Below are 26828 nucleotides of genomic sequence, written 5' to 3' on the forward strand. Positions count from 1 at the left end.
CACGGCTCCAAAACAGCAGCCGGACAGCCACCAGCACCAGCTGACCGCTTGCAGCTGGCACCCACGGCTCCACAACAACAGCCGGACAACCACCAGCACCAGCTGACCGCTTGCAGCTGGCACCCACGGCTCCACAACAACAGCCGGACAACCACCAGCACCAGCTGACCGCTTGCAGCTGGCACCCACGGCTCCACAACAACAGCCGGACAGCCACCAGCACCAGCTGACCGCTTGCAGCTGGCACCCACGGCTCCACAACAACAGCCGGACAACCACCAGCACCAGCTGACCGCTTGCAGCTGGCACCCACGGCTCCACAACAACAGCCGGACAACCACCAGCACCAGCTGACCGCTTGCAGCTGGCACCCACGGCTCCACAACAACAGCCGGACAACCACCAGCACCAGCTGACCGCTTGCAGCTGGCACTCACGGCTCCACAACAGCAGCCGGACAGCCACCAGCACCAGCTGACTTTCGGCGGCTGGGGCTGGTGGCTGATGAGCAGCTCGGACTGCGATCGTGAGGGCCGGGCGGGAACCGGGTGGGGTCAGACGGTGGCGCGGTCGCGGATGGCGTGGCCGACCTCGGCGCGCAGCGCCGCGAACTCCGGGGAGCCACGCAGTTCGTCCGACGTGACGCCGGTACGGGGCAGGGCGATCGGCAGGTCCAGGGCGATCTGACCCGGGCGTGGGGTCAGGACCACGACGCGGCTGCCGAGGAAGACGGCCTCGTCGACGCTGTGCGTGACGAAGACGCACGTGCGGCCGGAAGCGGTGCTGACCTCGCGCAGGTCGGCCTGCAGGCGTTCCCGGGTCAGCGCGTCCAGCGCGGCGAACGGCTCGTCCAGCAGCAACAGTGGATTCTCGACGGCCAGGGCGCGGGCGATGGCGACGCGCTGTTGCTGGCCGCCGGAGATCTGCCAGGTGCGACGGTTGGCGACGTCGTGCAGGCCGACCCGGGCCAGCAGATCGTCGACCCGGGCCGGCGTGGATTCCAGACCGGCGTAGCGAAGGGCCAGGGAGACATTCCCGCCGACCGTCTTCCACGGGAAGAGCCGCGGCTGCTGGAAGACCAGCCCGGCCCCGCGACCGGGCACCGGCGCCGTGCCCGCGGTCCGGACCGTGCCGGAGGTGGGCTGTTCGAAGCCGGCGATCAGCCGCAGCAGCGTGCTCTTGCCGCAGCCGGACGCTCCGACCAGGACCAGGAACTCGCCCGCGGGCACGGTCAGGTCGACCGGCCCGACCGCCGTGACGTCCCCGTAGGAGTGCGTCACGGCGTCCAGGACGACCGCGTCAGCCGAGGACACTGGGCAAACCCTTCACGTAGACCGACTTCTTGACGGCGTCGAGCGTCGGCACGGCGTCGATCTTCTGCTGGGACTTGAGGAATTCGGCCGCGCTGACCAGGTTGTCGGCCAGTTTGCCGACGTTGTTCTCGGTGCCCAGCCACTCGGCCGAGGAGATGTCGGCCGGCTTGAGGAAGACGCCCTGCTTGAGCTGGTTGAGCGCGTCGTCGGCGGAGAGGTTGAGTTCGGCGCCGACCGCCTTGGACGCGGCCGCCGGGTCGTTGGCGATGACGTCCAGGGCCTGCGCCTCGGCCTTGCGCCAGGCGTCGACGGCTTCCGGGTGCGCGTCGGCGAACGCGGTGGAGACGACGCCCAGGTCGAGGGTGGGCTTGCCGGCGGTGGCCAGCTGGCGGCTGCTGATCAGGACCTTGCCGGTCTTCTTGAGTTCGTCCAGCGAGGGCAGCCAGGTGTACGCGGCGTCCAGGTCACCCCGGGTCCACGCGGCCTGGATGTCCTGCGGTTCCAGGTCGACGATGGTCAGGTCGGACTCTTTCAGGCCGGCCTGATTGAGCGCGGCGAGCAGGCTGTAGTGCGCGGTCGAGGCGAACGGGGTGCCGACCTTCTTGCCCTTGAGGGAGGCGATGTCGGTGACGCCGCTGCCGTTGCGGGCGACCAGCGCTTCGTTGTCACCGGCCACATCAAGGACAAAAGCTACCTGGTACGGGATGTTGAGCGGCGCCGAGAGTCCCCGCGCGACCGGCGACGACCCGATGGCCGCGATGTCCAGACTTTTCGCGACGAATGCCGTGTTGATGGACGCGCCGGAGTCGAACTTGGTCCACGTGATCTTGTAGTCGGGCAGCGCCTTCTCCAGCAGCCCCTGATTCTTGACGATCAGGTCGCCACTGGGAAACGCCTGGTAGGCGATCCGGATCGACTTCTTGGAAGCGTCGCCTCCCCCGCTGGCAGCACCGTTGCCGCAAGCCGCGAGGAACAAAACCGACAAAAGCGCTACAACCTTTTTCATGAGGAAGAATCCTTAACTAATGCCCCGCCACGGGATCAGCCGTTCCTCGGCGATCCGCAACAGGGCGTCGATGAGCAGGCCGGACAGGCCGATGGCGAAGAGTCCGAGCACGACCACGTCGGTCTGCGAGTAGCGCTGGGCGTCGCGGACCATCCCGCCGATCCCGGGCACGCCGTTGATCGTCTCGGCGGCGACCACCGACGAGTACGCGACGCCGACCGCGAGCCGGATGCCGGTGAAGATCTCCGGCAGCGCGCTGGGCAGCACCACGTCCCGGATCGACTGCCACCGGCTCGCGCCGAGGGCGCGGGCGGCCTCGACCAGGCCGGACGGCGCGTTGTGGACCGCGGCGGCGGTGGCGACGGCGACCGGCGGCAGCGCCGCGATCGAGAGCAGCCACAGCTTGGGGGTCTCGTCGATGCCGAACCAGATGATGAACAGGCTGAAGTAGGCCAGCGGGGGCAGCGCCCGGACGAACGTGACCACCGGCTCGGCGACGACCCGCAGCCAGCTGACCGTGCCGAGCAGCACGCCGATGACCAGTCCGCCGGCGACACCGATGGCCGAGCCGATCAGGATCCGGCGCAGGCTGACGCCCAGGTGCTCGATGAGCAGGTGGCCGCTGTAACCGCGGACACCGTCGTGCACGGTCGAGGTGACGATCAGCTGGTGCCAGACGGCGCCGGGCCCGGGGATGAACGTCGGGTTGTTCAGCGTCCGGGCGGTGATCTCCCAGAGAACGTAAAGCACGAGTAAAGCGAGAAGCCGGAGGGCGACGCGGCGGCGCAGGCCGCCGCCGGGTGCGAGTGCGGCCGCCGGCTTGGCGTCGCGCTCGGGTGCCGCGGCAGGTGCGAGCAAGGTGGTCACGGAAACTCCTGGCAGGGGTACGTGGCAATGCCTGCTATTCCTATCGTGCCGATGGACTTAATGGCAATAGGCGTCTCGCTTGATGGATGGCCGTAACTTTCTTGTAAAACATATGCCGCCGATAGGACTTGTGGGCGATAAGAAGGACTCCCTACCGTCAGCGAGGTGAGCGTCCTATCTCCACCACGAGAGGCCGGCCCGGCCACGGCCGGCGACGAGGTCGTGGTCCCCGCCCGCCATCCCTGGCGCTGGGCCGGCACCGCCCTGGTGCTGATCCTGCTCGCCCAATTCGCGCACGGACTGGCCACCAACCCCGGTTGGGACTGGTCCACCTTCGGCGGCTACTTCCTGGAGAAGTCGGTGATGCAGGCCCTCCTGCTGACCATCGAACTGACCCTGGCCGGCGCCGTGCTCGGCTTCCTCGGCGGCATCCCGCTCGCCGCGATGCGCCTGTCCCGCAACCCGGTCCTGTCGGCGGTGAGCTGGACCTACATCTGGGTGTTCCGGTCCGTGCCGCTGATCGTGCAGCTGCTGTTCTGGGCCAACCTCGGTTACCTCTACGACAAGCTGCAGATCGGCCTCCCGTTCGGGCCGGGCTGGTCGTTCAGCACCTCCAGCCTGGTCAGCTCGTTCGGCGCGGCGCTGCTCGGGCTGGCGCTGCACGAGGCCGCGTTCGCCGGCGAGATCATCCGGTCCGGGCTGCTCAGCGTCGACCAGGGCCAGCACGAGGCGGCCGCCGCGCTGGGTCTGCCCCGGGGCCGGCAGTTCTTCCGGATCGTGCTGCCCCAGGCGATGCGGGCGATCCTCCCGAACGCCGCGAACCTGCTGGTCAACCTGCTCAAGAGCACGTCCATCGTGTACGTGCTGGCCATCGGCGAGCTGTTCTACCAGGTCCAGGTGATCTACGGCCGCAACGGGCGGGTCGTCCCGCTGCTGCTGGTCGCCACGGTCTGGTACGTCATCCTCACCGCCCTGCTCTCGATCCTGCAGTACTACGTGGAGCGCTACTTCGCCCGCGGCGCCCTGCGCACCCTGCCGCCCACCCCGTTCCAGCGACTGAAGGCGGCGATCCGGCGATGATCGAGTTGTCCGGTGTGCACAAGTCCTTCGGCACCCTGGAGGTGCTGCGCGGCATCGACCTGACCGTCGCGCCGGGCACGGTCACCGTGATCCTCGGCCCGTCCGGGTCGGGCAAGTCCACGCTGCTGCGCAGCATCAACCACCTGGAGAAGATCGACCGCGGCCGGGTCCGGGTCGACGGCGAGCTGATCGGCTACCGGCAGTCCGGCAACAAGCTGCACGAGCTCAGCGAGCGCCAGATCCTCAAGCAGCGGGCCCGCATCGGTTTCGTCTTCCAGAACTTCAACCTCTTCCCGCACCTCACGGCCCTGGAGAACGTCGCCGAAGCGCCGATCTCGGCCTTGAAGAAGAACAGAATTGAGACGTACGAGCGCAGTCGCGCGCTGCTCGATCGGGTCGGCCTGGCCGACAAGGTCGACGCGTACCCGCGCCAGCTCTCCGGCGGTCAGCAGCAGCGGGTGGCGATCGCCCGCGCGCTGGCCCTGGAACCGCGCCTGATCCTGTTCGACGAGCCCACCTCCGCCCTCGACCCGGAGCTGGTCGGTGAGGTGCTCGACGTGCTGCGGGACCTGGCCGCGGCCGGCACCACGATGATCGTGGTGACGCACGAGATCGGCTTCGCCCGGGAGGCGGCCGACACGGTGATCTTCATGGACGAGGGTCGCATCGTCGAGCAGGGCCCCCCGGCCCAGGTTCTCGACAACCCCCAGCACGAGCGGACGCGGACGTTCCTGTCCAAAGTCCTGAGCTAATCGCAAAAATAGGAGATCTCCGTGCGTACCAAATTGGCATTTGTCCTTGTCGCCGCGGCGGCCCTGAGCCTGACCGCCTGCGCCGCCCCGGAGGAGAAACCGGCGGCCGCGGCCGCGGGCCCATCCGCCTCGGCCGGTCCCGCCCTCAACCTCACTCCGGAGCAGAACCGGATCGTCCCGGCCAAGGACGACGCCCTCGCCGCGCTCGTGCCGGCCGACATCCGGGCGACCGGCAAGCTGACCATCGGCGTCGGCGCGGCCGGCTCCGGCTTCCCGCCCCTGGCCTTCACCGCGACCGACAACAAGACGCTGATCGGCAACGAGCCGGACATCGGGTACGCGGTCGCCGGGCTGCTCGGCCTGGAGCCGGTCGTCGACAACACGTCGTGGGAGAACCTGTTCATCGGCCTGGACAGCGCCAAGTACAACGTCGGCATCTCCAACATCACGGTCACCGAGGAGCGCAAGGAGCGATACGACTTCGCCACCTACCGCCTGGACAACCTGGCCTTCGTCACCAAGAAGGGCAGCGGCTGGAAGGTGACCGGCCCGGCCGACGTGGCCGGCAAGACGGTGGCGGTCAGCTCCGGCACCAACCAGGAGAAGATCCTGGTCGAGTGGAGCAAGGAGGCCGAGAAGCAGGGCCTCAAGCCGGTGAACATCAAGTACTACCAGACCAACCAGGCCACCTACCTGGCCCTGGGTGCCGGCCAGATCGACGCCTACCTCGGCCCGAACCCGAGCGTCGCCTACCAGGTCGCGGTCGACCCGAAGTTCGAGATCGTGGGCACCTACTCGGGCGCCGGCGGCACCCTCCAGGGCAAGATCGCGCTGACCACCAAGAAGGACAACGGCCTGGTCAAGGCGCTCGGCGGGGCGGTCGACAAGCTGATCGCGACCGGCGACTACCAGAAGATCCTGCAGCGCTGGAACCTGACCAACGAGGCGGTGACCTCGTCCGAGATCAACCCGCAGGGCCTGCCCAAGGAAGGCAAGTGACCACCTCGATCGAGGCCGATCGGGTGCTGGACAACCCGGCGTGGCTCGCGCTGCACGGCGAGCACGCCCGGTTCGCCCAGGTCAACGGGCTCGCGGCGCGGTATCACAGCGATGTGGCGCCGTTCCACGCGCTCGGCGACCCGCAGGACCCGCAGGCCTGGCGTGATCTCGACGCGTTCGTCCCGGCCGGCGAGTCCGTGATGCTCGCCGGTCTGGGCGGGCGCCCCGGCCCCGGCTGGGCGGTCGAGCGCAGCATCGACGGCGTGCAGCTGGTCGACGTGTCGCTGCGGGCCGAACCGGACCCGTCACTGGTCACGCTGACCGCGGCCGACGTGCCGGAGATCCTCGACCTGATCGCCCGGACCCAGCCCGGGCCGTACCTGCGGCGGACCGTCGAACTCGGCACCTACCTGGGCATCCGGGACGACGGGAAGCTGATCGCGATGGCCGGCGAACGGCTGCACCCGCCCGGGTGGACCGAGATCAGCGCGGTCTGCACCGACGCGGACCATCGCGGACGCGGACTGGCGACGCGGCTGGTCCGGGCCGTGGCGGCCGGGATCCGGGCCCGCGGGGAGACGCCGTTCCTGCACACCGGGGCGGCCAACACGACGGCGATCCGGCTCTACGAGAACCTCGGGTTCGCGGTGCGGCGGACGGTCGACTTCACGGCGTACCGACGGGCGTAGCCGGGGCCGCGGCCCGCTCGACCAGCGTGTGGCGGCACGCCTGGACGGCCGGGGCCAGGGGCCGGTCACGATGGTGGATCACGCCGATCGGCGGATGCGGCGGCGGGGCGTGCAGATTCCGTACCGTAATCGATGGCCCTTGATCTTCCTCGGCCACCGACCGGGCCAGCAGGGCCACGCCCAGACCGGCCGCGACCAGCTCGCGAATGCTCTGCGGGCTGTGCGTCTCGAACGGCACGCGCGGCGCGAACCCGGCCGTTCGCGCCGCGTCCTCCAGGATCCACCGCAGGCCGCTGCCCTCGGCCAGGCACACGAACGGCTCGTCGCGGAACTCCCCGAGGCTCAACCGGCCCGAACCGCTCAGCGGATGACCGACCGGCAGGGCCAGGACCAGCTGCTCGTCGGCAAGCGGCAGCGCCTCGAACCGGGCCGGCAGATCCGCGTGGACCGGCCCGACGACCAGATCCACCTCGCCGTTGTCGAGCGCGCCGAGCAGGCCGGTGACCAGGCCCGACCGCAGCCGCAGGGCGATGCCGGGGAACCGGTCGTGGAAACGCGCGAGGGCGCCGGGCAGGTCGTAGGAACCCAGCACGGCCGTCGCGCCGACCGTCACCCGCCCGGTCACCACCGCGGTGATCTCGCCCATCTCCAGCCGGGCGCCGTCCAGCTCGGCCAGCACCCGCCGGGCCCGGGCCACGAACATCTCCCCGGCCGGGGTCAGCGCCACCCGCCGCGTCGTCCGCGCGAACAGGGCCACCCCGAGCTCGGCCTCCAGGGCCCGGATCTGCGCCGAGACCGCGGACTGGGCGACGTGCAGCCGCTCGGCGGCGCGGGTGAAACCGCCGTAGCGGGCCACCGCCTCCACGTAGCTGAGTTGTCGAAGCTCCACCCGTTCATCGTGCCGCACGATGAATGCCATCGGGAACGTGTCTTGGACATATCAATCCGGCCGGGGCAGGCTGGACGCATGATCTCCGCGACCATGGGACGGGTCGGGCTGGGCTGCATGGGGTTCTCCCAGGCCTACGGACCGGCCGACGACGACCGCTCGATCCTCACGATACGGACGGCGCTCGACCACGGGGTGACTCTGCTGGACACCGCCATGAGCTACGGCGGCGGGCACAACGAGCAGCTCATCGGCCGGGCGATCGAGGGGCGCCGGGCGTCCGCGGTCATCGCCACCAAGTTCGGCATCGTCCGCGGCGCGGACGGGGTGCGGCTCGACGCCCACCCCGACCGCGTCGCCGCGTACTGCGACGCGTCCCTGAAACGGCTCGGCGTCGACGTGATCGACCTGTACTACCTGCACCGGGTCGACCCGCAGGTGCCGATCGCGGACACCGTCGGCGCGATGGCCTCCCTGGTCACCGCCGGGAAGGTGCGCGCGCTCGGGCTCTCCGAGGTCAGCCCGGACGAATTCGCGGCGGCCCGGGCGGTGCACCCGATCGAGGCCGTACAGATGGAATGGTCCCTGGCCTGGCGGGAACCGGAGGACGACATCATCCCGGCCGCGCGGGCCGGCGAGGCCGGGATCGTCGCCTACAGCCCGCTCGGGCGCGGGCTGCTCACCGGCGCGTTGCCGACCGAGCCCTTCGGGCCCGGCGACTTCCGCGCCGGCGACCCCAGGTTCGCCGGGGAGACCCTCGCGGCCAACCTTCAGGTGGTCGAGGCGTTGCGGTCCAAGGCTTCGGCGTACGGGGTGAGCACCGGCCAACTCGCCCTCGCCTGGCTGCTGGCCCAGGGCGGGGACGTGGTGCCGGTGCCCGGCAGCCGCAACCCGGAACGCGTGCTGTCGAACGTGGCCGCCGCCGAGATCGAGCTCACCGGCGACGACCTGGACGAACTGGACGCCGTCGCCCCGCGGTCGGCCTGGCGGGGCGATCGGCGTTCCTTCGCGGCCTACAACACTTCCCGTAGTTAACGCACAGCCCGGAAAGCGGCGCGCAGCTCGGCGGCGAACAGCTCCGGCTCCTCCCAGGCGGCGAAGTGCCCGCCCCGGACCGGCTTGTTGTAGTAGCTCAAGGTCGGGTAGTACGCGGAGACCCAGCTCTTCGGCGCCTGGAACAACTCGCCCGGGAACGCGCTGAACCCGACCGGCACGGTGATCGGCGGCAGGCTGCCGTCGCCACCGGCCGCCGGGTGGTTGCTCTCCCAGTAGATCCGGCTGCCGGACACCCCGGTGTTGGTCAGCCAGTAGAGCGAGATGTTGTCCAGCACGTGGTCACGGGTCAGATTGCCGGTCGCCGAGCCACCCGTGAACGCCTTCGCGATCTTGGTGTAGCTGTCGGTGTCGTGGTCGAGCATCCACGCCGCCAGCGCCGCCGGCGAATCGGACAGTGCATAACCGATCGTCTCCGGACGCCAGCCCTGCTCCTGCGTATAGGCGCTGCCGGTCTTCTGGAAGTCCTGCAGGGCGGCGAACGCGGCCTTCTCGTCGGCCGTGTCCTGCGGCACCGGCACACCGGCCAGCGCGAACACGAACAGGTTCAGGTGGATGCCGGCCAGACCCGGGGTGGCCAGCCGGCCCAGTGTGTCGGTGACCGCCGCACCGACATCACCGCCCTGCGCCACCCACTTGGTGTAGCCCAGACGCGCCATCAGCGTGCCCCAGGCGGTGGCGACCCGGGCCGCGCTCCAGCCCAGCTCGGTCGGCTGGTCGGAGAAGCCATAGCCCGGGATCGACGGGATGACCAGGTGGAACGCGTCCGACGCCTTCCCACCGAAGCGGGTCGGGTCGGTCAGCGGGCCGACCGCGTCGATCAGCTCGACGATCGAACCCGGCCAGCCGTGCGTGACCAGCAGCGGCAGCGCGTCCTTGTGCGGCGACTTCACGTGGATGAAGTGGATGCCGAGACCGTCGATCTCGGTCCTGAAGTTCGGCAGGGCGTTGATCTTGGCCTCGAAGCGGCGCCAGTCGTACTTGTGCGCCCAATACTTGGCGACAGCCTGATTGGCGGCCAGCTGCACACCCTGCGAACGGTCGGCGACCAGCTCACGGCTGGGCCAGCGGGTCGAACCGAGACGGTGGCGCAGCTCGGTCAGCCGCGAACTCGCGATCGACACCCGGAACGGGGTGATCTTCGGCGTGGCGGCGGCCGCGGCCGGCGTCGTCGCAGCCGAGGCCGGCGCCGCGGCCAGGACGCCGCCCGCGGTGGTGGTGGCGGCGACGGCGATCCCGGTCTTCATGATCGTGCGGCGGGTGGTCATGGGTCTTCCCTTCGTGGTCCGTCTCTCTCCCCACGAAGACTCGTCCTCTCCCCTGCCCGGGCGAGCCAGTGACGACCACTGGTCGCACCCTGGTGACCCCCGGGACCGCCTCCCGGGGACACCGGTGCCGGTTCAGCCGGCCCACTCCTTGGCCAGCAGTTCGAACGAGCGGACCCGATCCGCGTGGCGGTGGGTGATGGTGGTGACCAGGAGTTCGTCGGCGCCGGTGACCCGGCGCAGGGTCTCCAGTTTGGCCGCGACCGTCGACGGCGACCCCACGAACTGGGTGTCGACCCGGTCGGCGACCAGCGCCCGGTCCTCGTCGGTCCACACCGCGGCGGCCGCTTCTTCCTCGCTGGGGAACGGGACCGCGCCGAGGCCGGTGCGGATGCTGCGGACCCAGTGGGCGTAGGGCGCGGCCAGCCGGCGGGCGGTTTCGTCGTCCTCGGCGACGACCACGTCGGCCGAGACCATCAGGTGCGGCTTTTTCAGACTCGCCGACGGGACGAAGGATTCCTGGTAGGCCGCGGCCGCTTCGAGGACCTTGGCCGGGGCCACGTGGTAGTTCGCGGCGAACGGCAGGCCGCGGGCGCCGGCGGTGCGGGCGCTCTCGCCGCCGCTGCTGCCGAGCAGCCAGATCTCGAGGTCCGCGCCGGCGCCCGGCACCGCGGTGACCGAGTTGCCTTTGCCGTCGGAGTACGGCCCGGCGAGCAGCCCGTCGATCTGGTCGAGGATCTCGGTCAGTCCGAGCGGTTCGGCGCCGGGCTGGGCGAGCAGGCTGCCGGCCAGCGCGGTCCGGTCGGAGGCGAAGATCGGCGCCCAGGAGAACGGTTTCGGGATCAGCAGGCCGTCGACGACGCGCTCGTCCGAGACGACCGGTTCGCTGTTCAGACGCAGCGCCTCTTTTTTGGCCTGGCCGGAACGGCCGAGCCCGAGGTCGAATCGCCCCGGGTACAGCGCGTCGAGCAGCCCGAACTGTTCCACGATGGACAGCGCGGTCTGGTGTCCGGTCTGCACGGCCCCCGATCCGAGCCGGATCCGGGAGGTGACCGCCGCGATCTGGCCGAGCAGCAGCGCAGGCTGGGCCGAGGCGACGCCGGGGGTGAAGTGGTGTTCGGCCACCCAGTAGCGGTGGTAGCCGAAGTGTTCGGCGCTGCGCGCGAGGTCCAGGGTGCGGCGCAGAGCGTCCCCGACGTCGCCGCCGGAGACGAGCGGGGCGAGGTCGAGGATCGAGAGGGGTACGGACATCGGCTTACCGCCCTTTCAACTGGCGTAGCACGGGGGCGACCTCGCTCGCGAACAGTTCCAGCGAAGCACGCTGCTGCTTCTCGGTGAGGCCCTCGGTGTCGGCGGACAGATGGGTGACCTCGTGACCGAACCGTTCGTGGTACCGGTGCACCTTGTCGATGATCTGCTGGGGGCTGCCGATCAGCGCGGAGCTGCGCTCGACGGCGTCCTCGATGGTCGGGAAGACCGGCTCGACCCCCACCTTACGGAACTGGTCGATCCGGGCCTGCCAGATCGGCCGGTACACGTCGAGCGCCTCCTGCGACGTGCGCGCTACGTAGAAACCGGCGCTGCCCGCGCCGATGCGGATCGCCGACGGGTCATGACCGTGAAATTCCCATCGCTCCCGATAGAAATCGATAAGGGCAGCGTAGGGCTCGATCGGGTTGGTGACGTTCGCCGAGAAGAGCGGGTCGCCGTATTGCGCGGCCAGTTCGACCGAGGCTTTGCTGGTCGCGCTGCCGTGCCACACGGTGATCGGCTGCTGCAGCGGCCGCGGCCACGTCTCGGCGTCGGTCAGCGACGGCCGGAACTTCCCCTCCCAGGTGACCGACGGTTCGCGCCAGAGCCGCCGGAACAGTTCGTAGCTCTCCCGCTGCCGCTCCCACTGGTCCTCCACGGTGACGTGGAACAGCTGGGCCTGCGCGGTCCCGTTGCCTTTGCCGACGATCAGTTCGAGGCGCCCGCCGGACAGGTTGTCCAGGGTGCTGTAGTCCTCGAACGCGCGGACCGGGTCGAGCAGGCTGAGCGTGGTGACTCCGGTCCAGAGCCGGATCGTCGAGGTCCGGGCGGCGATGTGGCTGAGGATGACCGGCGGCGCCGAGGAGAGGAACGGGCGTTCGTGCCGCTCCCCCACCGCGAACCCGTCGAAGCCGAGTTCCTCGCCGAGCACCGCGCTGTCGACGACCTCGCGCAGCCGCTGGGCCGGGCTCTTCTCCTTGTCGAAGTACGTGATCAGGGTCAGCAGCAGGAACTTCATGCCAGCCCCAGATTTCCGCGCAGCGTCGTCGATTCGTACTCGGTGCGGAACACCCCGCGTTCCTGCAGCAGCGGGACGACCTGGTCGACGAAGTCGTCGAGCCCGGCCGGGGTCAGGTGCGAGACCAGGATGAATCCGTCGCAGGCGTCGGTCTGCACGTACTCGTTGAGCTGGTCGGCGACGCGGGTGGCCGTGCCGATGAAGTTCTGCCGCCCGGTCACCTCGATGACCAGGTCCCGGATCGACAGCTTCTTGGCCTCGGCCAGGGCCCGCCACTCGCCGGCGGTCTTGAGCCGGTCGGGGAACATCCCGGCCCGGCCCTTGATGATCGTGTCGTCCTCGTCGAGCACCGGGTCGGTGGCCGGCAGCGGCCCTTCCGGGTCGTACTCGGACAGGTCCCGGTTCCAGAGCTGTTCCAGCAGCAGGATCGCGGTCTGCGGGGTGACCTGCTGCCGCCGGATGTAGTGCGCTTTCTCCTGGGCGTCGGCGTCGGTGTCCCCCAGCACATAGGACACCCCCGGGATGATTTTCAAAGAATCCCGATCCCTCCCGTACGAGGGAAGCCGGTCCTTGACGTCGCGGTAGAACTCCTGAGCGTCCTCGAGCTTGTGATGCCGCGAGAAGATCGCGTCGGCGTGACGGGCGGCCAGGTCGCGCCCCTGCGCCGAGTCCCCGGCCTGCAGCACGACCGGTCGGCCCTGCGGGCTGCGCGGCACCCCGAAGCGGCCCTTGATGCCGAACTGGGTGCTGTCGATCGCGAAGTCGCCGCCGTCGCTGTCCCACAGCGTGCGCGCGGCCTCGATGAACTCGCCGGCCCGTACGTACCGGTCGGCGTGGTCGAGGAATCCGCCGCGCCGGAAGTTCTCGCCGAAGAACGCGCCGTGCGAGGTGACCACGTTCCACGCGGCCCGCCCGCCGGACAGGTGATCGAGCGTCGCCAGCTGCCGGGCCAGTTCGTACGGCTCGTGGAAGGTGGCGTTGAGGGTGCCGGCCAGCCCGAGGTGGGTGGTGACGGCGGCCAGGGCGGTGAGCACGGTCAGGGTGTCCGGGCGGCCGACCACGTCCAGGTCGTGGATCAGTCCCCGCTGCTCGCGCAGGCGCAGGCCCTCGGCCAGGAAGAAGAAGTCGAACTTGCCCCGCTCGGCCGTACGCGCAAGGTGTTCGAAGGAGGAGAACTCGATCTGGCTTCCCGACCGTGGGTCACTCCAGACGGTCGTGTTGTTCACGCCGGGGAAGTGGGCGGCCAGGATGATCTGCTTAGGCATTGGCGGCCTCCGGGGAGTAACGGTTGACGGCCACGGGCAGGCCGAGGCGCTCACGCAGGGTGGTGGCGGTCGAGGGCGTGAACAGGCCGCGTTCCCGCAGCACGGGCACCAGGTCACGGGTGATCGCGGTCAGGTCGGTGGCATCCCCGGGACGCAGCCGGACCCCGGCGATCCCGGACGGCTCCCAGCGGGCGAGCAGGTCGGCCAGCTGGGCGGGGGTTCCGGCGAAGACGGCCGCATCGGAGGTGGTGGCGCCGCGCCGCCGGATCGCGGTCTCCTGGTCGTCGTCGAGGAACGCGACGACGTCGGCGAAGACCTTCTTGGCGGCCGGGATCTGCCGCACGATCGTGGCCGCACTGTCCACGTCGGCCGGGGTCACGAAGTAGACGTCGACGTCGAGGCGCTCCCAGACCTGGGCCTGGTGGGTCAGCGCGGCGATGACCGGCTGCCCCTGCGGCGGCCGGGGCACGATCGACGGGCCCTTGACCGTGAAGTGCTCGCCCACGAAGTCGATGTAGTGCAGCTTGTCCCGGTCGATGAACCGGCCGGTGGCGACGTCCTTGATGATCGCGTCGTCCTCCCAGCTGTCCCAGAGCCGGCGCACCACCTCGACCGCGTCGGCCGCCTCGGTGAACAGGTCGTCGAAGCCGAGCGGCGCCCGCCGCCCGAGCAGGTCGGCCTCGGCCGGGTCGGCCGAGACGCGCACCTGCCAGCCGGCTCGGCCCTGGCTGATCCAGTCGAGCGTGGCCAGCGCGGTGGACAGGTGGAACGGCTCGGTGTGGGTGGTGGTGGCCACCGGCACCAGGCCGACATGTCGCGTTACCGGAGCGACCCGCGAGGCGACCAGCACCGCATCCGGCCCTACCTGCCCGAATTTGTCGTCGAATGTCACGAAGTCCAGCCGCGCCTCATCGGCCTGCCCCACCGCGCTGACCCAGTCGGAGGCGGCAAACGACCGGCCCGACAAAGCGACCGCAACCTGCAATGTCACGTCAAAACCTCCAAAGTGGGCACGGCCGCCAGCAATCGGCGCGTGTACTCGTGCTGGGGATCGTCGAAGACGGTCGCCCCCTCCTCGACGACCTGCCCGTCGTGCATGACCAGGACCCGGTCGGCCAGATCGCGGACCACGCCCAGGTCGTGCGAGATGAACAGCAGCGCCGTCCCATCACGTTCGCGGATCCCGGCCAGCAGGTCGAGCACCTGCTCCTGCACCGAGACGTCGAGCGCCGAGACCGGCTCGTCGCAGATGATCAGACTCGGTCGCGGGGCGATGGCCCGGGCGATCGCGACGCGCTGCCGCTGCCCGCCCGAGAGCTGCCGCGGGTAGCGGTCGAGCACGTCCTCGCCCAGCCCGACCCGGTCCAGGACGGGCCCGGCCGCCTCGCCGCGGGGCAACGCCTCGGCGACGATGCGCCGCACGGTCCAGCGCGGGTCGAACGCCGACAGCGGATCCTGGGCGATGAACTGCAGCCGGCGCCGCAGCGGCCGGCGGGCCCGTTCGGGGATCCCGCTGAACCGCTGCCCCTCGAATCGGACCTGGCCGGAGGTCGGTTCGACCAGCCCGAAGAGCAGTTGCGCGACGGTCGTCTTGCCCGAACCGGACTCGCCGACCAGGCCGACGATCTCGCCGCGGTGGATGGTCACGCCGACGTCGCGGACCACGGTGCGGTCGCCGTAGACCTTGCGCAGCGCGGTCGCCTCGGCGACGACCGGTCCCGGCTCACTCTTCGCGGGCCGCTTGCGGCCGCTCGCGGCCGAGATCAATTGCTTGGTGTACGGATGATCAGCCCCGGACAACAGCCGTCGGGTGGACCCGCTCTCCACGATCCGGCCGTCCTTCATCACCAGGATCCTGTCGGCGAGTCGAGCCACCACGGCGAGGTCGTGGCTGATCAGAAGCATGGTCTCCCGGCGCTCGGCCAGCAGCCGCAGGATCTGCGCCTGGACCGTGGCGTCGAGCGCGGTCGTCGGTTCGTCGGCGATCAGCAGCTTCGGTCCGCCGGCCAGCGCCGACGCGATCAGGGCGCGCTGGCGCAGGCCGCCCGAGAGCTGGTGCGGATACTGTTTCGCCCGGCGCTCGGGCTCGGGGACGTGCACTTCTTCGAGGAGTCGGCGCGCTTCGGCCGTACGCTCACATCGGTTTTTATCGGAATGAAGCCGCAGCACCTCGGCGATCTCGGCGCCCACCGTGCGCAGCGGATCCAGAGAGACCAGCGCATCCTGCAGGACGAGACCGGCGAAGCCACCACGCAACCGCCGCCAGTCCCGGGGCGCGAAGCGGCGCGCGTCCTGACCGTCGATCTCCAGGCGGTCCGCATCGACCCGTGCGCCCGGACCGGCCAGTCCGACCAGGCTGCGGGCGGTGACGCTCTTGCCCGAGCCGGACTCGCCGACGATGGCGACGCACTCGCCCGGTTCGATGTCGAAGCTGACGCCGCGGACCGCCTCGACGGTCCGGCGGGGCAGGTGGAACGTGACCCGCAGGTCCTCGACGTGGATCATGGGAGCTCCCGCCCCTCGAAGCGGCGCTGGAAGAAGCGCCCCACGACGGTCAGCGCGATGATCGTGGCGGTGACCACGGCGCCCGGCAGGACCGAGGCCCACCAGGCGATGTGCAGGTATCCGCGACCTTCGGAGATCATCGCGCCCCATTCCGGCGAGGGTGGTTGCGGGCCCATGCCCAGGAAGCTGAGCCCGGCGGCGAGCAGGATCGCCTCGCCCAGGCCGAGCACGGCCAGCACCGGGACCGGGCCGAGGACGTTGGGCAGCACGTGCCGCAGCACCAGGCGCGACCTGGACGTGCCGAAGGCGACGGCGTGCGTCACGTACGCGGCCCGCCGCACCACGAACGTCTGCGCCCGCACCACCCGGGCGAAGTGCGGCACCAGCGACAGCCCGATCGCCACGATCAGGCTCGTCGTGCCGGTCCCGGCGATCGCGATGAACAGCAGCGCGAGCAGGACCAGCGGGAACGCCGAGAGCGCGTCGAACGACCGGCTCAACGCCTCGTCGGCGATCTTGTGGCTGAGCCCGGCGATCAGGCCGAGCAGGATGCCGGAGCCGACCGCGATCAGGGTCGCGGCGACACCGATGGACAGCGAGTGCCGGGCGCCGTGCACGACCCGGGCGAACACGTCCCGCCCGAGCTGGTCGGTGCCGAACCAGTGCCCGGCCGACGGTCCCTCCAGCACGTGCAACGGGTCGGCGGCCAGCGGGTCGCCCGCGAACAGGGACGGCCAGGCGGCCGCGGTCAGGGCCAGGACCAGGAACAGCCCGGCCAGGGCGACCCCGGGCCGGGTCAGGCGCAGGCCGCGCGGCCGGGCGGCGCGGGGCCGGGTCAGCGCGATCGTCATCGCTCAGCTCCTTCGCAACCGGGGGTCGATGAGCAGGTAGGCCAGGTCGGTGGCGGTGTTGATCACGACGAAGACGAAGGCCGCGAGGATGACCACGGCCAGCACCACCGGCAGGTCGCTGGAGTTGACCGCCTGCACGGTGACCTGACCCAGGCCGGGCCGGCCGAAGACCTGCTCGATGATCACCGTGCCGCCGATGAGCACGCCGAACGACCAGCCGAGCATGGTGACGGCCGGCAGCAGTGCGTGCTTGAGCGCGTGCCGGATCAGCACCCCGCTCTCGCGCAGGCCGCGGGCCCGGGCGGTGACCGCGAACGGCTCGTCCAGGGCCCGGTCCAGACCCTCGCGCAGGACCTGGGCCAGGGTGCCGGCGATCGGCAGGCCCATCGTGATCGCGGGCAGGACCAGGGCCGCGAAGCTGCGGTCGCCGGAGACCGGGAACCAGCCGAGGGTGAACGAGAAGACGCTGAGCAGCACGATCCCGATCAGGAAGGGTGGGGTGGAGACCAGGACCAGCCCGATCGTCGAGGTGAGCCGGCGGGCCACGATCGCGAAGACCAGGGCCAGCACGACCCCGAAGACGGCCGCGGCCGAGGCCAGTTTCACCGTCGGCCAGATCTGGCTGCCGATCACGTCCGCGACCGGTCGCTGCAGCAGGTAGGAGCGGCCCAGGTCGCCGTGCAGAGCGCGCCACAGGAAGTCCAGGTACTGCACGACGGCCGGACGGTCGAGGTGCCACTCGGCGATGATCTGCGCCCGGATGCCCGGGGTGTCGGCGCCGTCGCCGATGATCGTGTCGACCGTGGATCCCGGGGCGGCGAGCAGCGCCAGGTAGGCGGCGGTCGCGGCGGCCCAGAGGACCAGCACGCCCGCCCCGACCCGGCGCAGGATCGCCGTGATCACTTGCTCAGCCAGAGGTTGTAGGCATCGACAGGGACCCCGGCCGTGGGCTCGAACCCGGTGCCGCCGACCGACTTCGACGCCGCGATCTGGTCCTGCGGGGCGTAGAGCGGCTGGACCAGGGCCTGGTCGGTGACGACCAGCTTCTGCAGCTGCCGGTACAGCTCGGTCCGCTTGGCCGGGTCGGTCGTGGCCACCGCGTCGTCGAGCAGTTTGTCCAGCTCCGGGCTCTTGTACCCGGTCCGGTTGATCGACCCGGTGGAGTAGAGCAGCAGGTTCAGCGCGGCACCGGCGTCGGTGTCGGCCCGCGAGTTGTCGAACAGCTCGTAGGCGCCGTCGGCCAGAGCCTTGGTGGCGGTGCCCTGGTCGACCAGCTGGATCTGCAGGTCGATCCCGGCGCTCTGCTTGACCGCGGCCTGAACGGCCTGGGCCAGCACGTCACGGCGGTCGCGGATGAACGGCGCGGACTGCACCAGCCGTACCGTCAATCGTTTTCCGTCCTTGGTTCTGAATCCTTCGGCGTCCTTGGTGGCCCAGCCGGCCTGGTCGAGCAGCTGGTTCGCCTTGGTCGCGTCACCGCCGTAGGAGCCTTCCAGGGACTTGTCGTAGAACGGACTGGTCGGTCCGATCACGCTCCAGGCCCGGGTCGCGGTGTTCCGGTAGACCCCGTTGAGCACCGCGGGCACGTCCAGTGCCTCGCGGAACGCCTGCCGGACCAACAGATCGTCGAACGGCGCGTGCGCGGTGTTGAAGTAGTAGGAGTAGGCCGACCCGGAGTTCAGCCCGCGCTGCAGCGACAGGTCCGGGTTCGCGCTGATCAGCGACTCGTCGGTGGCCGGGACACCCTCGATGATCTGGACCTGGCCACTGGTCAGCGCGCCGACGCGCACCGACGATTCCTTCAGGAACCGGTAGGTGATCCCGTCGAGGTAGGCCGGACCGGCGTGTCCGGCATTGGCCGGCGCCCAGTTGTAGGCCGGGTTCTTCGTGAAGTGCACCTCCTGGCCGGGGGTGTAACGGTCCAGGACGAACGGGCCGGTGCCGGCCAGTTCGGGGCCGCCGGCCTTGAGGTTCTTCGCCTCCGTGAGCGACTTGGGCGAGATCTGCGCGCCCTGCGGGGAGGAGAGGAAGTCGAGGATCAGCACGTCCGGCTGCTTGAGCTGGAAGACGACCGTGGAGTCGTCCTTGACCGTGACCGTGTCCAGGTTCTTGAGCTGGACGGCGGCGACACCGGGCGCGTAGTTGGGCACGAGCAGCTGGTCGATGTTGGCCTTGACCGCGGCGGCGTCGAACTTCGTGCCGTCCGAGAAGGTGACGTCGGTGCGCAGCTTGAAGGTGTACGTCTTCCCGTCCGGCGACACCTCGTAGCCGGTGGCCAACCAGGGGACGTAGCCGCCCTTGTCGTCGTGGGTGAGCAGGGCCTCGAAGGAGTTCCAGACCAGCAGGCGGGCCTTGGCCTGGGCGTATTGGTGCGGGTTGAAGGTGATCGGCTCGGTCTCGACGGCCCAGGTCAGCGAGCCGCCGCTGACCGGTTTGCCGGCATCGGCACTGCTGGCCGACGTGCCGGCGGAGCAGCCGGCGACCAGCAGCAGGGTGGTGACGACGATGGCGGGAAAGTGGCGCATGGACGACCTCCTCTCCCTATTTCCTATAGGTCACATAGGAAAAAGGCAAGGAGCTATGACGTCGCTCTCTCGCGACGCTTCACGATCCGCAGCGTGCCGAACCGGGCCGGGCCGCGCAGGTCACGGAACCGGTGATAGTCCAGCTTCTGCGGGCGCAACTCCAGCCAGCTGTCCTTGCTCAGCACCCGATGCCACTTGGCGTGCGGCAGGAACAGGTAGAACTCCGGATGAGCGGACTTGTCCTGACTGGTGATCTTCAGGATCTCGGCCTCCCGGCCGGCCTGCCGCAACACCAGGACCGGCCGGTCCTTCGACTCACCGGCCGACTCCTCGAACGGCACGTCGGCGAACCAGATCTGACCCGGCTTGGGCGGCCAGTGGCCGCGGCGGCGGTCGGTCGCGAAACCCAGCGTGCCGGTGCGCCACTGGTCGATCAGCCGCCAGACCGCCACCAGCAGCACCCCGATCGCGGTGAACTCGACGATCGCCAGGGCCAGACCGACCCGGCCGGTCGACCCGGTCACCACGGTGGCCAGGCTCTCCGCCCGCAGCGACGCCCCCAGCACGATCCCGCCGGCCAGGGCGCCGGCCCCCAGCCCGACCAGGTAGGCCGGTGGCAACCGGTCCAGCGCGGCCCAGGCCCCGACACACGCGAGCACCGCGACCAGCACGTTTCCACCGGCCAGCCCGGGCAGACTCCACCACGGCAGGCCGGCCGCGTGCCAGGCGACCACGGTCAGCGCGGTCGCCGCCAGCAGCGCGGCGGCCCGGCCGAAAAGCGGCACCGGACGCAGACCGATCCGAGTCGGCCTGTACCACCACGCGACGGCCACCGCGAGAACCGGGGTGAACAACAGCCAGAAATAGCCCCAATTCGCCTCGGCCGGATCACCGCCGCCCTCCATCAGGACCGCAAAAGGCCAGGCCAGCACCGTGGCTACGAACCACAGCGCGCAGATCTTGAGCACGAAAGAAATCAGGCGACCACGCACGGTGATCATCTTAGTCCCTTGTGGACTCACGTGATTCCGGCCCGGACTTGAACCATCTGCGGAAACGGTCCGTTCCCCCTGTCGTGCAACCTGACCTTGTCGATCAGCAGAACCCCGACGACGAACCGGCGCCGGCCGCCCCGACGCCGGGCCGCCTGCGGACCTGGCTGCGCCACCCCTGGATCGGCCGCGGCCTGACGGTCCTCGCCTGCCTGATCATCCTCGGTGAGCTGCTGTTCCCGAACATCCTGGCCCGCCTCAACGTGGGCAACTTCGTCCGCCTCCCGATCGAGGCGGCCGTCATCATCGGCGTCCTCGTCGTGCTGCCCGGCCGCCCCCGGAAGGTGGCCGCGGCCCTCGGCGGATTCGGTCTCAGCCTGGTCGTCCTGGAGAAGTGCCTGGACATCGGCTTCTACTTCTTCCTGGCCCGCCCGTTCGACCCGGTCCTGGACTGGGTGCTGTTCGACGACGGCTACGGCTTCGTCCGCGACTCCTACGGCACCACCGGCGTGATCGGCGCCCTCACCGGCATCTTCCTGCTCGTCGCGGGCGTGCTCGGCCTGACCGTCTGGGCCATGATGCGCGTCGCCGGCCTGCTCGTGCAGAACCGCCGCCGCTCCGCCTTCACCGGTGGCGGCATCGCCATCGCCTGGGCCCTCACCCTGGTCCTGGGCGTCCCGTCGCTCGTACCCCGCGTGCCGCTGGCCGCCCGCGCCACCATCACCTACACCTCCGACCGCGCCAAACAGGCCCGCGACGGTGTGCAGCGCGAAGCCGCGTTCAACCGCGAAGTCCAGGTCGACGCGTACAAGAACGTGCCCTCGGACCAGCTCCTCACCGGCCTGACCGGCAAAGACGTCATGCTCACGTTCGTCGAGAGCTACGGCCGCAACGCCGTCGAAGCCCCCAACCTGGCCCCCGGCATCGACCCCGTCCTCGACGCCGGCACCGCCAAACTCAAAGCGGCCGGATTCACCAGCCGCAGCGGCTGGCTCACCTCACCCACCTTCGGCGGCGGCAGCTGGCTCGCCCACTCCACCACCATGTCCGGCCTGTGGATCGACAACCAGGGCCGGTACCGCAACCTCACCTCCAGCAACCGGCTCACCCTGCCCAGCCTGTTCCGCTCGGCCGGCTGGGACACCGTCAGCGTCATGCCGGGCGCCTCCCGCGCCTGGCCGGAAGGCAACTTCTACGGCTTCGACCGGGTCTGGGACAGCCGCAACCTCGGCTACACCGGCCCCCGCTTCAGCTGGGCGCCCATGCCCGACCAGTACACGCTGAAAAAGTTCAACGAGGTCGAATACGACAAGCCCGGCCGCAAGCCGCTCTTCGTCGAGATGCCGCTGGTCTCCAGCCACACCCCGTGGGCCCCGCTCCCCGAATTCATCGACTGGGACCAGGTCGGCGACGGCTCGATCTACAAAGGCATGGCGGCCGGCCAGCCCACCAAGACCCAGATCTGGAAAGCCTCCGACACCGTCCGCAGCCAATACGGCAAATCGGTCCAGTACACCGTCACCACGCTGACCGACTGGATCGCCAAATACGGCAAGGACAACCTGGTCATGGTCTTCCTCGGCGACCACCAGCCCTCCCCGGTCGTCACCGGCGACAACGCCAGCCACGACGTCCCCATCACCATCGTCGCCAAAGACCCGGCCGTCATCGAACGCATCGCCGGCTGGGGCTGGACCGACGGCATCAAACCGGCCGCCAACGCCCCCGTCTGGCCGATGAACGCCTTCCGCGACAAGTTCCTCACCGCGATGGGACCCGGAGGCACCAACCATTAAATTCCCTATTTCCTAGGTCCGCCGGGGTACAGACCGTCGCTCCCGCGGGGACCCTTCCGGGGCCCGCAGGGCGCTGGCGCGCCCAGAACGCGAACCCCTCCAGGGCGATGTCCGTGGGTGGTCACCCTTACCCCCTTCACCCCCAGACAGCGTGCGGCACCGACCTCCACCGGTGCCGCACGCCCACACCCCGCCCACCCCCCCGCTCCCACGCACCCCGCCCCCGCTCAGCCCGCCCCCGCTCAGCCCGCCCCCGCTCAGCCCACCCCCGCTCACCCCACCCCCGCTCACCCCGCCCCAACACGCCGCCCGCCGTGACTTCGGCCGGCGCCGAGGGTCGCCACCAGCCCCGGTCACGCAACCCTCACCACCAGCCAAGCCCACGCAGCTGGCGCTGAGTGTCGTCCTCAGCCCCGGAAACCAGCCGCCAGCACCAGCCGAGCCCACACAGCTGGCACTCACGGTCGCCTCAGCCCCGAAAACCAGCCGCCAGCACCAGCCGAGCCCACACAGCTGGCACTCACGGTCGCCTCAGCCCCGAAAACCAGCCGCCAGCACCAGCCGAGCCCACACAGCTGGCACTCACGGTCGCTTCAGCCCCGAAAACCAACCCTCAGCACCAGCTGAGCCCATGCGGCTGGTGCTCACGGTCGCCTCCGGACCGGAACCAGCCCGCAGCGCCAGCTGAGCACAGCGGGGTACCGCAGCCAGGTCAGCCCGCGAAAGGCCTGCTGGTCCGGGCCCATGACCGAGTCCCCACCCCAACCGAGGGGGCAGACCGCCCACTGACAATCCTTGCGCAAAATTGTTGGGGCGGCGGGGAGCCTGTGGACAGACCAACAATGTGGACAACCGCTAGGTGATCTTCGGGGCGTGATTCAATCGGGGGGCCGAGCAAGCCACCGTCACGATCGAGCCTTCCGCGCCGGGCGGCAGATCATTTCTTGACTCGTCTCATTTCTTGACTCGTCGACGATGCGGAGGCGGTAGCCGGGCATCGGCAGGGACGGCGAGCCCGGTTTGGTGGGTAGCGGTTCGACGCCGCGGGGGCTGGCGGCGATGGGCCGGCCGGTCGTCCCGGAGGTGTAGAGGATGTGGAGCGGGTCGGTCGCGCGGACCGGCACGCACCCGGCCGGTTCCGCCTGGGCGATCGCTTCGGCCCAGGTCAGGTCCCGGTCCTTGAGCAGCGCGGCGGGGTGTTCGGGGCGTTGCCGGATAACCCGGCGGTCGGGGACGTGGGTGGCCAGGTCGGGGGCGCCGAAGCCGCCGAAGACGACCGGGTGCACGGCGCCGGGGCGGGCGTAGGCGAGCATCGCGATCGCCGTCGGCGGCGTCCCGCCAGAACCCTTCGGGGTCGGCGATGCTGCGCTGACAGGTCTGCCGCTAGTCAGCCGTGATCTGACGCTGCGCCCGAACCGCCCCGCTGTCCACCCGTCTTCACCCTCTGAACGTTCCGGAGCGAAAAACGGGCAGTAGGGTTCGGGGGCATGGGGGACGGCTACGAGGCGAAGCTGTCGCCGCGCTGGCGGCGGGCGTTGCTGCTGCTCGCCGTCGTCCTCGTCGCCCCCGCGTTCTGGCTGGACACCGCCGGCCTGCCGCCGGTCCCGGGCCGGGTGGTCGCGATCGTCCTGGCCGCCGGGCAGGTCGCCGCGCTGTGGTGGCTGGCCGGGGCGCCGCGCCGGGTGACGGCCGGGATCCTGCTGGCCGGGGCCGTCCTGCAGTTGCTGGTCCCGGGTCTGGGCCCGGGTCTGGCCTTCGTCGTCCTGTGCACCTACGCGTGGGCGCGGCCGAACACCGAGAGTGTCTGGGCTCTGGCCGGCACCGTCGTGGCGGTCTGCGGCCCGGCCGTCCTGCAGCGCCACTGGCTGTTGACTGCCGGCTGGCTGGCCGCGTCCCTGCTGGCCTGGAGCTGGGGTGCGCTGGGCCGGGCCCGCAGCGCCCGGCGCGAGGCCGAGCAGCGCCAGGCCGTTCTGGAGGAGCGCGGCCGGATCGCCCGCGAGCTGCACGACGTCCTGTCGCACACGGTGTCGGTGATGGTCGTGCAGGCGGCGGCCGCCGATGACGTGTTCGAGCTCAATCCGGTCCAGGCCCGGGCGGCGATCCGCCGCACCGAGGCGGCGGGCCGCGAGGCGCTGGCCGAGTTGCGGACATTTTTGCGTACGGTGCGGGAGGACACGCACGACGCCCCGCCGCAGCCCGGTCTGGGCGGTCTCGATCAGCTGGTCGCCACCATGAGCGGGGCCGGGCCGGTGGTCACCCTGCGCCGGGAGGGTGACGGCGAGCCGCCCGGCGGGGTGCAGCTCGCGGCGTACCGGATCGTCCAGGAGGCGCTGACCAACACGCTGCGGCATTCCGGGGCGAAACGCGCGGACGTGCTGGTCCGGGTCACCGCCACGACGGTCGAGGTGGAGGTGCGCGACGACGGGAACGGCGGGTCCGGCCGCCCGCCGGGCAACGGGATCCGCGGCATGCGGGAGCGGGCCGCCCTGCTCGACGGCACCCTCACCGCCGAGCCGGGCGAGGACGGATTCGTGGTGCGAGCGCAACTGCCCTGGGGAGCGGCCGGATGACCATCCGAGTGTTGATCGTGGACGATCAGGCGCTGGTCCGCGTCGGTTTCCGCATGATCATCGAGGCGCGTGACGACCTTGAGGTGGTCGGCGAGGCGGGCGACGGCGACCAGGCGATCCGGCTCGCCGGGCAGACGCGGCCGGATGTCGTACTGATGGATGTGCGGATGCCCGGAACCGACGGCCTGACCGCGACGGCCAGGCTGACCGCGACCCCGGACCCACCTCGCGTGATCATGCTGACCACCTATGACCTGGACGAGTCGCTCTACGCCGCGCTGCGGGCGGGCGCGAGCGGTTTCCTGCTCAAGGATGTCCGCCCGGGCGACCTGGTCGAGGCGATCCGGGTGGTCGCGCGGGGTGAGGCCCTGCTCGCCCCGACCGCCACGCGCCGCCTGCTGGACCACTTCGTCGCGGCCGACATGACTCCGCCCGGCGCCGACGTCCGGCTCGACCGGCTGACCGGCCGCGAGCGTGAGGTGCTGGAGCTGCTGGCCCGGGGCGCGTCGAACGCGGAGATCGCCACGCACATGACCGTGACCGAGGCGACGGTGAAGACGCACGTCTCGTCCGTGCTGCGGAAACTCGACGTCCGGGACCGGGTGCAGGCGGTCGTGCTGGCCTACGATCTCGGCGTGGTGCGGCCGAGGTCATCCTGAAGTCGTAGATCGATGACCCGTCTCAGGCCGGAGGATCGGCGACCGCCGAATTCCTAGCGTCGAGGCATGACCAAGAAGACCGTTGTCGTCCTGCTCGTCACCAACCTCGCGGTGAGCGTCGTCTTCGCCCTGATCACCCTGATCCTGCACGGGCCGATCCTCGCCTACCAGCACGGACATCACCCGGGGGCGGATCCGGCGGCGCTGTCCCGGACACTGTGGACGCGCCCGCTGCCGATCCTCGCCGTCGCGGTGCTCTACGCCCGGTTCGTCGGTCAGCTGCTGCGCGGCGACCCGCGGGCACTGCGCCGCGTGCGCATCGTCTCCGCCCTGGGACTGATCGGTGTCGGCTGGCTGCTGCTCAGCGCCGAGTACCCGGCCTGGCTCCGGATCGTGCAGGCCGTCCAGCTGCTGCTCCTGGCCACGCTGGTGATCACGGTGAACCTGCGGACGGTCCGGTCCGCGTTCGACGCGCCGGTCCCGGTCGACACCCGGCCGCGCCACCGGAAGGCGGCCTGGACGCTGATCCTGCTCGCGCCGGTGATCGCCGAGCTGATGCTCGGCAACATCCCGCTGCGGCAGCTGTGGGCGTTCCCGGTCTTCATCCCGATCTACGGCGCCGGGGCGCTGCTCATCCGCGAGGTGACCCGCCGCGCCGGCCGCGGCCTCCCGACCATGCTGCTGCTGGGCCTGGCCTACGGACTGGTCGAGGAGGGCCTGGTCCTGCAGAGCCTGACCAGCCCGAACATCTACCACGCGGCGCAGTGGGCGCCCCGGGTGCTCGGCCTGAACAGCGCCTACACCGAGCTCAACCTGGTCTATCACCCGGTCTTCAGCATCACGATCCCGATCGTCCTGACCGAGCTGTTGTTCGCCGGGCACGGCCACCGGCCGTACCTCCGCCGGGGTGGCCTGATCGTCACCGGTGCCGTCGCGACCCTCGGCGCGCTCCTGGTCCGGGTCGCGGTTCTGCCGTCGGAGGATCCCGGCTACACGATGTCGCCGGTCGCGGCCGCGGCCATTCTCACCCTCGCGCTGCTGGTCACTCTGGCTGCTTTGCGCGTACGGCGGTTGCCCGCCGACCGACCGGCCACCCCGAGCAAGGTCCCCTCCCCGGCCGTGACCGCCGTGGTGACCGGCGCTGCCGGGTTCGCGTTCGTCGCCCTGCTGTTCCCGTTCGCCGGCGCGACCGGGTCGTTCTTCACCCACGGCGCCTGGGGGTTCGCCCCGATGGCGGCCGCCGCGGCGATCGCCGTGGGCGCGGGTCTGCTGATGCGCCGCTGGACCGCCGCCCGGGCCTGGACCCCGGCCCACCTGGTCGCCGCCGCCCTCGGCGCCACCGTCGGGCACGCCGTCTTCGGCCTGATCGCCAACGCCGGGACCGGTCCCGACCGCGTGTTCCTGGCCGCGCTGATCCTGCTCACGGCCGGGTCGGGGGCGTCGGTTCTGCACCGGCCGAAGGAGGAGGCCGGCGCGTGAGGCG

The 26828-nt window shown here is 70.5% G+C and carries 24 protein-coding genes; 9 read left to right on the forward strand and 15 right to left on the reverse strand.

The genetic code is table 11. The annotated features are described in order from the left end of the window. Nucleotides 1–554 precede the first annotated feature (554 nt). Genes ACSHV8_RS28005 through ACSHV8_RS28015 form a run of 3 tightly spaced genes read right to left on the reverse strand, consistent with a single transcriptional unit; the run spans nt 555 to nt 3186 of the window. The gene (locus ACSHV8_RS28005; protein WP_436520289.1) at nt 555–1313 is read right to left on the reverse strand and encodes an ABC transporter ATP-binding protein; all 759 of its coding nucleotides are present in this window, start codon (nt 1311–1313) and stop codon (nt 555–557) included. Then, a complete protein-coding gene (locus tag ACSHV8_RS28010) occupies nt 1300–2319 on the reverse strand; it encodes a taurine ABC transporter substrate-binding protein (protein ID WP_436520291.1) in 1020 nt (339 codons plus the stop codon). Before ACSHV8_RS28010 ends, ACSHV8_RS28005 begins: the two co-directional genes overlap by 14 nt. 12 nt (nt 2320–2331) lie before the next feature. Further along, nucleotides 2332–3186 (reverse strand): ABC transporter permease, encoded by an 855-nt coding sequence (locus ACSHV8_RS28015; protein ID WP_436520293.1) that lies wholly within the window; start codon nt 3184–3186, stop codon nt 2332–2334. 165 nt (nt 3187–3351) lie between these two features. Between ACSHV8_RS28015 and ACSHV8_RS28020 the strand changes: the two genes are divergently transcribed. The 4 genes from ACSHV8_RS28020 to ACSHV8_RS28035 are packed head-to-tail and all read left to right on the forward strand — an operon-like array spanning nt 3352 to nt 6706. Continuing rightward, nucleotides 3352–4266 carry an amino acid ABC transporter permease gene (locus ACSHV8_RS28020; protein ID WP_436520295.1) on the forward strand — a complete coding sequence of 305 codons (915 nt, stop codon included), beginning with the start codon at nt 3352–3354 and terminating at the stop codon, nt 4264–4266. Further along, nucleotides 4263–5018: an amino acid ABC transporter ATP-binding protein gene (locus tag ACSHV8_RS28025; protein WP_436520297.1), complete on the forward strand. Its 756-nt coding sequence runs from the start codon at nt 4263–4265 to the stop codon at nt 5016–5018. The genes ACSHV8_RS28020 and ACSHV8_RS28025 overlap by 4 nt, the downstream gene beginning before the upstream one ends. Nucleotides 5019–5039: 21 nt before the next feature. Next, entirely contained in the window at nt 5040–6017 is a 978-nt protein-coding gene (locus tag ACSHV8_RS28030) for an ABC transporter substrate-binding protein (RefSeq protein WP_436520299.1), read from the forward strand. Next, nucleotides 6014–6706: a GNAT family N-acetyltransferase gene (locus ACSHV8_RS28035; protein ID WP_436520301.1), complete on the forward strand. Its 693-nt coding sequence runs from the start codon at nt 6014–6016 to the stop codon at nt 6704–6706. Before ACSHV8_RS28030 ends, ACSHV8_RS28035 begins: the two co-directional genes overlap by 4 nt. On the opposite strand, the gene ACSHV8_RS28040 is transcribed toward ACSHV8_RS28035, so the two are convergent. Continuing rightward, a complete protein-coding gene (locus tag ACSHV8_RS28040; RefSeq protein WP_436520303.1) occupies nt 6684–7595 on the reverse strand; it encodes a LysR family transcriptional regulator in 912 nt (303 codons plus the stop codon). The genes ACSHV8_RS28035 and ACSHV8_RS28040 overlap by 23 nt on opposite strands. A 78-nt stretch (nt 7596–7673) precedes the next feature. Here ACSHV8_RS28040 and ACSHV8_RS28045 point away from each other — a divergent pair, with 78 nt between their 5' ends. Further along, nucleotides 7674–8630, forward strand: coding sequence for an aldo/keto reductase (locus ACSHV8_RS28045; RefSeq protein WP_436520305.1), 957 nt, complete (start codon nt 7674–7676; stop codon nt 8628–8630). Here ACSHV8_RS28045 and ACSHV8_RS28050 read toward each other — a convergent pair. The 10 genes from ACSHV8_RS28050 to ACSHV8_RS28095 form a co-directional block, all read right to left on the reverse strand. Then, entirely contained in the window at nt 8627–9916 is a 1290-nt protein-coding gene (locus ACSHV8_RS28050; protein WP_436520307.1) for an epoxide hydrolase family protein, read from the reverse strand. The two genes, ACSHV8_RS28045 and ACSHV8_RS28050, sit on opposite strands and share 4 nt — an antisense overlap. A 132-nt stretch (nt 9917–10048) precedes the next feature. Beyond that, nucleotides 10049–11164 (reverse strand): LLM class flavin-dependent oxidoreductase, encoded by a 1116-nt coding sequence (locus ACSHV8_RS28055; protein ID WP_436520309.1) that lies wholly within the window; start codon nt 11162–11164, stop codon nt 10049–10051. A gap of 4 nt (nt 11165–11168) precedes the next feature. Further along, nucleotides 11169–12182 carry an LLM class flavin-dependent oxidoreductase gene (locus ACSHV8_RS28060; RefSeq protein WP_436520311.1) on the reverse strand — a complete coding sequence of 338 codons (1014 nt, stop codon included), beginning with the start codon at nt 12180–12182 and terminating at the stop codon, nt 11169–11171. Further along, nucleotides 12179–13447 (reverse strand): LLM class flavin-dependent oxidoreductase, encoded by a 1269-nt coding sequence (locus ACSHV8_RS28065; RefSeq protein ID WP_436520313.1) that lies wholly within the window; start codon nt 13445–13447, stop codon nt 12179–12181. The genes ACSHV8_RS28060 and ACSHV8_RS28065 overlap by 4 nt, the downstream gene beginning before the upstream one ends. Then, nucleotides 13440–14438 carry an LLM class flavin-dependent oxidoreductase gene (locus ACSHV8_RS28070; RefSeq protein WP_436520315.1) on the reverse strand — a complete coding sequence of 333 codons (999 nt, stop codon included), beginning with the start codon at nt 14436–14438 and terminating at the stop codon, nt 13440–13442. Before ACSHV8_RS28070 ends, ACSHV8_RS28065 begins: the two co-directional genes overlap by 8 nt. Next, on the reverse strand, nt 14435–15952 hold the full coding sequence (nikE, locus tag ACSHV8_RS28075) for a nickel ABC transporter ATP-binding protein NikE (protein WP_436520317.1): 1518 nt from the start codon (nt 15950–15952) through the stop codon (nt 14435–14437). The genes ACSHV8_RS28070 and nikE overlap by 4 nt, the downstream gene beginning before the upstream one ends. Then, entirely contained in the window at nt 15949–16803 is an 855-nt protein-coding gene (locus tag ACSHV8_RS28080) for an ABC transporter permease (RefSeq protein WP_436520319.1), read from the reverse strand. The genes nikE and ACSHV8_RS28080 overlap by 4 nt, the downstream gene beginning before the upstream one ends. A 3-nt stretch (nt 16804–16806) precedes the next feature. Beyond that, nucleotides 16807–17706, reverse strand: coding sequence for an ABC transporter permease (locus ACSHV8_RS28085; RefSeq protein ID WP_436520321.1), 900 nt, complete (start codon nt 17704–17706; stop codon nt 16807–16809). Continuing rightward, nucleotides 17703–19328: an ABC transporter substrate-binding protein gene (locus ACSHV8_RS28090; protein WP_436520323.1), complete on the reverse strand. Its 1626-nt coding sequence runs from the start codon at nt 19326–19328 to the stop codon at nt 17703–17705. Before ACSHV8_RS28090 ends, ACSHV8_RS28085 begins: the two co-directional genes overlap by 4 nt. Nucleotides 19329–19381: 53 nt before the next feature. Continuing rightward, nucleotides 19382–20320: a hypothetical protein gene (locus ACSHV8_RS28095; RefSeq protein ID WP_436520325.1), complete on the reverse strand. Its 939-nt coding sequence runs from the start codon at nt 20318–20320 to the stop codon at nt 19382–19384. Between the two features lie 83 nt (nt 20321–20403). On the opposite strand from ACSHV8_RS28095, the gene ACSHV8_RS28100 reads away from it, so the two are divergent. Next, entirely contained in the window at nt 20404–22116 is a 1713-nt protein-coding gene (locus tag ACSHV8_RS28100; RefSeq protein ID WP_436520327.1) for a sulfatase-like hydrolase/transferase, read from the forward strand. Between the two features lie 905 nt (nt 22117–23021). Here the strand turns inward: ACSHV8_RS28100 and ACSHV8_RS28105 are convergent. Next, a complete protein-coding gene (locus ACSHV8_RS28105) occupies nt 23022–23429 on the reverse strand; it encodes a hypothetical protein (protein ID WP_436520329.1) in 408 nt (135 codons plus the stop codon). A 174-nt stretch (nt 23430–23603) separates the two neighbouring features. On the opposite strand from ACSHV8_RS28105, the gene ACSHV8_RS28110 reads away from it, so the two are divergent. The 3 genes from ACSHV8_RS28110 (at nt 23604) to ACSHV8_RS28120 (ending at nt 26824) form a co-directional block, all read left to right on the forward strand. Continuing rightward, nucleotides 23604–24686 (forward strand): sensor histidine kinase, encoded by a 1083-nt coding sequence (locus tag ACSHV8_RS28110; RefSeq protein WP_436520331.1) that lies wholly within the window; start codon nt 23604–23606, stop codon nt 24684–24686. Beyond that, nucleotides 24683–25345: a response regulator gene (locus ACSHV8_RS28115; RefSeq protein ID WP_436520333.1), complete on the forward strand. Its 663-nt coding sequence runs from the start codon at nt 24683–24685 to the stop codon at nt 25343–25345. The genes ACSHV8_RS28110 and ACSHV8_RS28115 overlap by 4 nt, the downstream gene beginning before the upstream one ends. A gap of 66 nt (nt 25346–25411) precedes the next feature. After that, entirely contained in the window at nt 25412–26824 is a 1413-nt protein-coding gene (locus ACSHV8_RS28120; RefSeq protein WP_436520335.1) for a hypothetical protein, read from the forward strand. The last annotated feature ends 4 nt before the right edge of the window (nt 26825–26828 follow it).

The organism is Actinoplanes sp. HUAS TT8, from assembly GCF_051380535.1.
Taxonomy (GTDB): domain Bacteria; phylum Actinomycetota; class Actinomycetes; order Mycobacteriales; family Micromonosporaceae; genus Actinoplanes.

Bases quoted from the DNA above. Each gene is read 5' to 3' on its own strand.
- ACSHV8_RS28010 (WP_436520291.1), bottom strand. From the start codon at position 2,319: ATGAAAAAGGTTGTAGCGCTTTTGTCGGTTTTGTTCCTCGCGGCTTGC.
- ACSHV8_RS28025 (WP_436520297.1), top strand. From the start codon at position 4,263: ATGATCGAGTTGTCCGGTGTGCACAAGTCCTTCGGCACCCTGGAGGTG.
- ACSHV8_RS28045 (WP_436520305.1), top strand. From the start codon at position 7,674: ATGATCTCCGCGACCATGGGACGGGTCGGGCTGGGCTGCATGGGGTTC.
- ACSHV8_RS28050 (WP_436520307.1), bottom strand. From the start codon at position 9,916: ATGACCACCCGCCGCACGATCATGAAGACCGGGATCGCCGTCGCCGCC.
- ACSHV8_RS28055 (WP_436520309.1), bottom strand. From the start codon at position 11,164: ATGTCCGTACCCCTCTCGATCCTCGACCTCGCCCCGCTCGTCTCCGGC.
- ACSHV8_RS28060 (WP_436520311.1), bottom strand. From the start codon at position 12,182: ATGAAGTTCCTGCTGCTGACCCTGATCACGTACTTCGACAAGGAGAAG.
- ACSHV8_RS28065 (WP_436520313.1), bottom strand. From the start codon at position 13,447: ATGCCTAAGCAGATCATCCTGGCCGCCCACTTCCCCGGCGTGAACAAC.
- nikE (WP_436520317.1), bottom strand. From the start codon at position 15,952: ATGATCCACGTCGAGGACCTGCGGGTCACGTTCCACCTGCCCCGCCGG.
- ACSHV8_RS28080 (WP_436520319.1), bottom strand. From the start codon at position 16,803: ATGACGATCGCGCTGACCCGGCCCCGCGCCGCCCGGCCGCGCGGCCTG.
- ACSHV8_RS28090 (WP_436520323.1), bottom strand. From the start codon at position 19,328: ATGCGCCACTTTCCCGCCATCGTCGTCACCACCCTGCTGCTGGTCGCC.
- ACSHV8_RS28105 (WP_436520329.1), bottom strand. From the start codon at position 23,429: ATGCTCGCCTACGCCCGCCCCGGCGCCGTGCACCCGGTCGTCTTCGGC.
- ACSHV8_RS28110 (WP_436520331.1), top strand. From the start codon at position 23,604: ATGGGGGACGGCTACGAGGCGAAGCTGTCGCCGCGCTGGCGGCGGGCG.
- ACSHV8_RS28115 (WP_436520333.1), top strand. From the start codon at position 24,683: ATGACCATCCGAGTGTTGATCGTGGACGATCAGGCGCTGGTCCGCGTC.
- ACSHV8_RS28120 (WP_436520335.1), top strand. From the start codon at position 25,412: ATGACCAAGAAGACCGTTGTCGTCCTGCTCGTCACCAACCTCGCGGTG.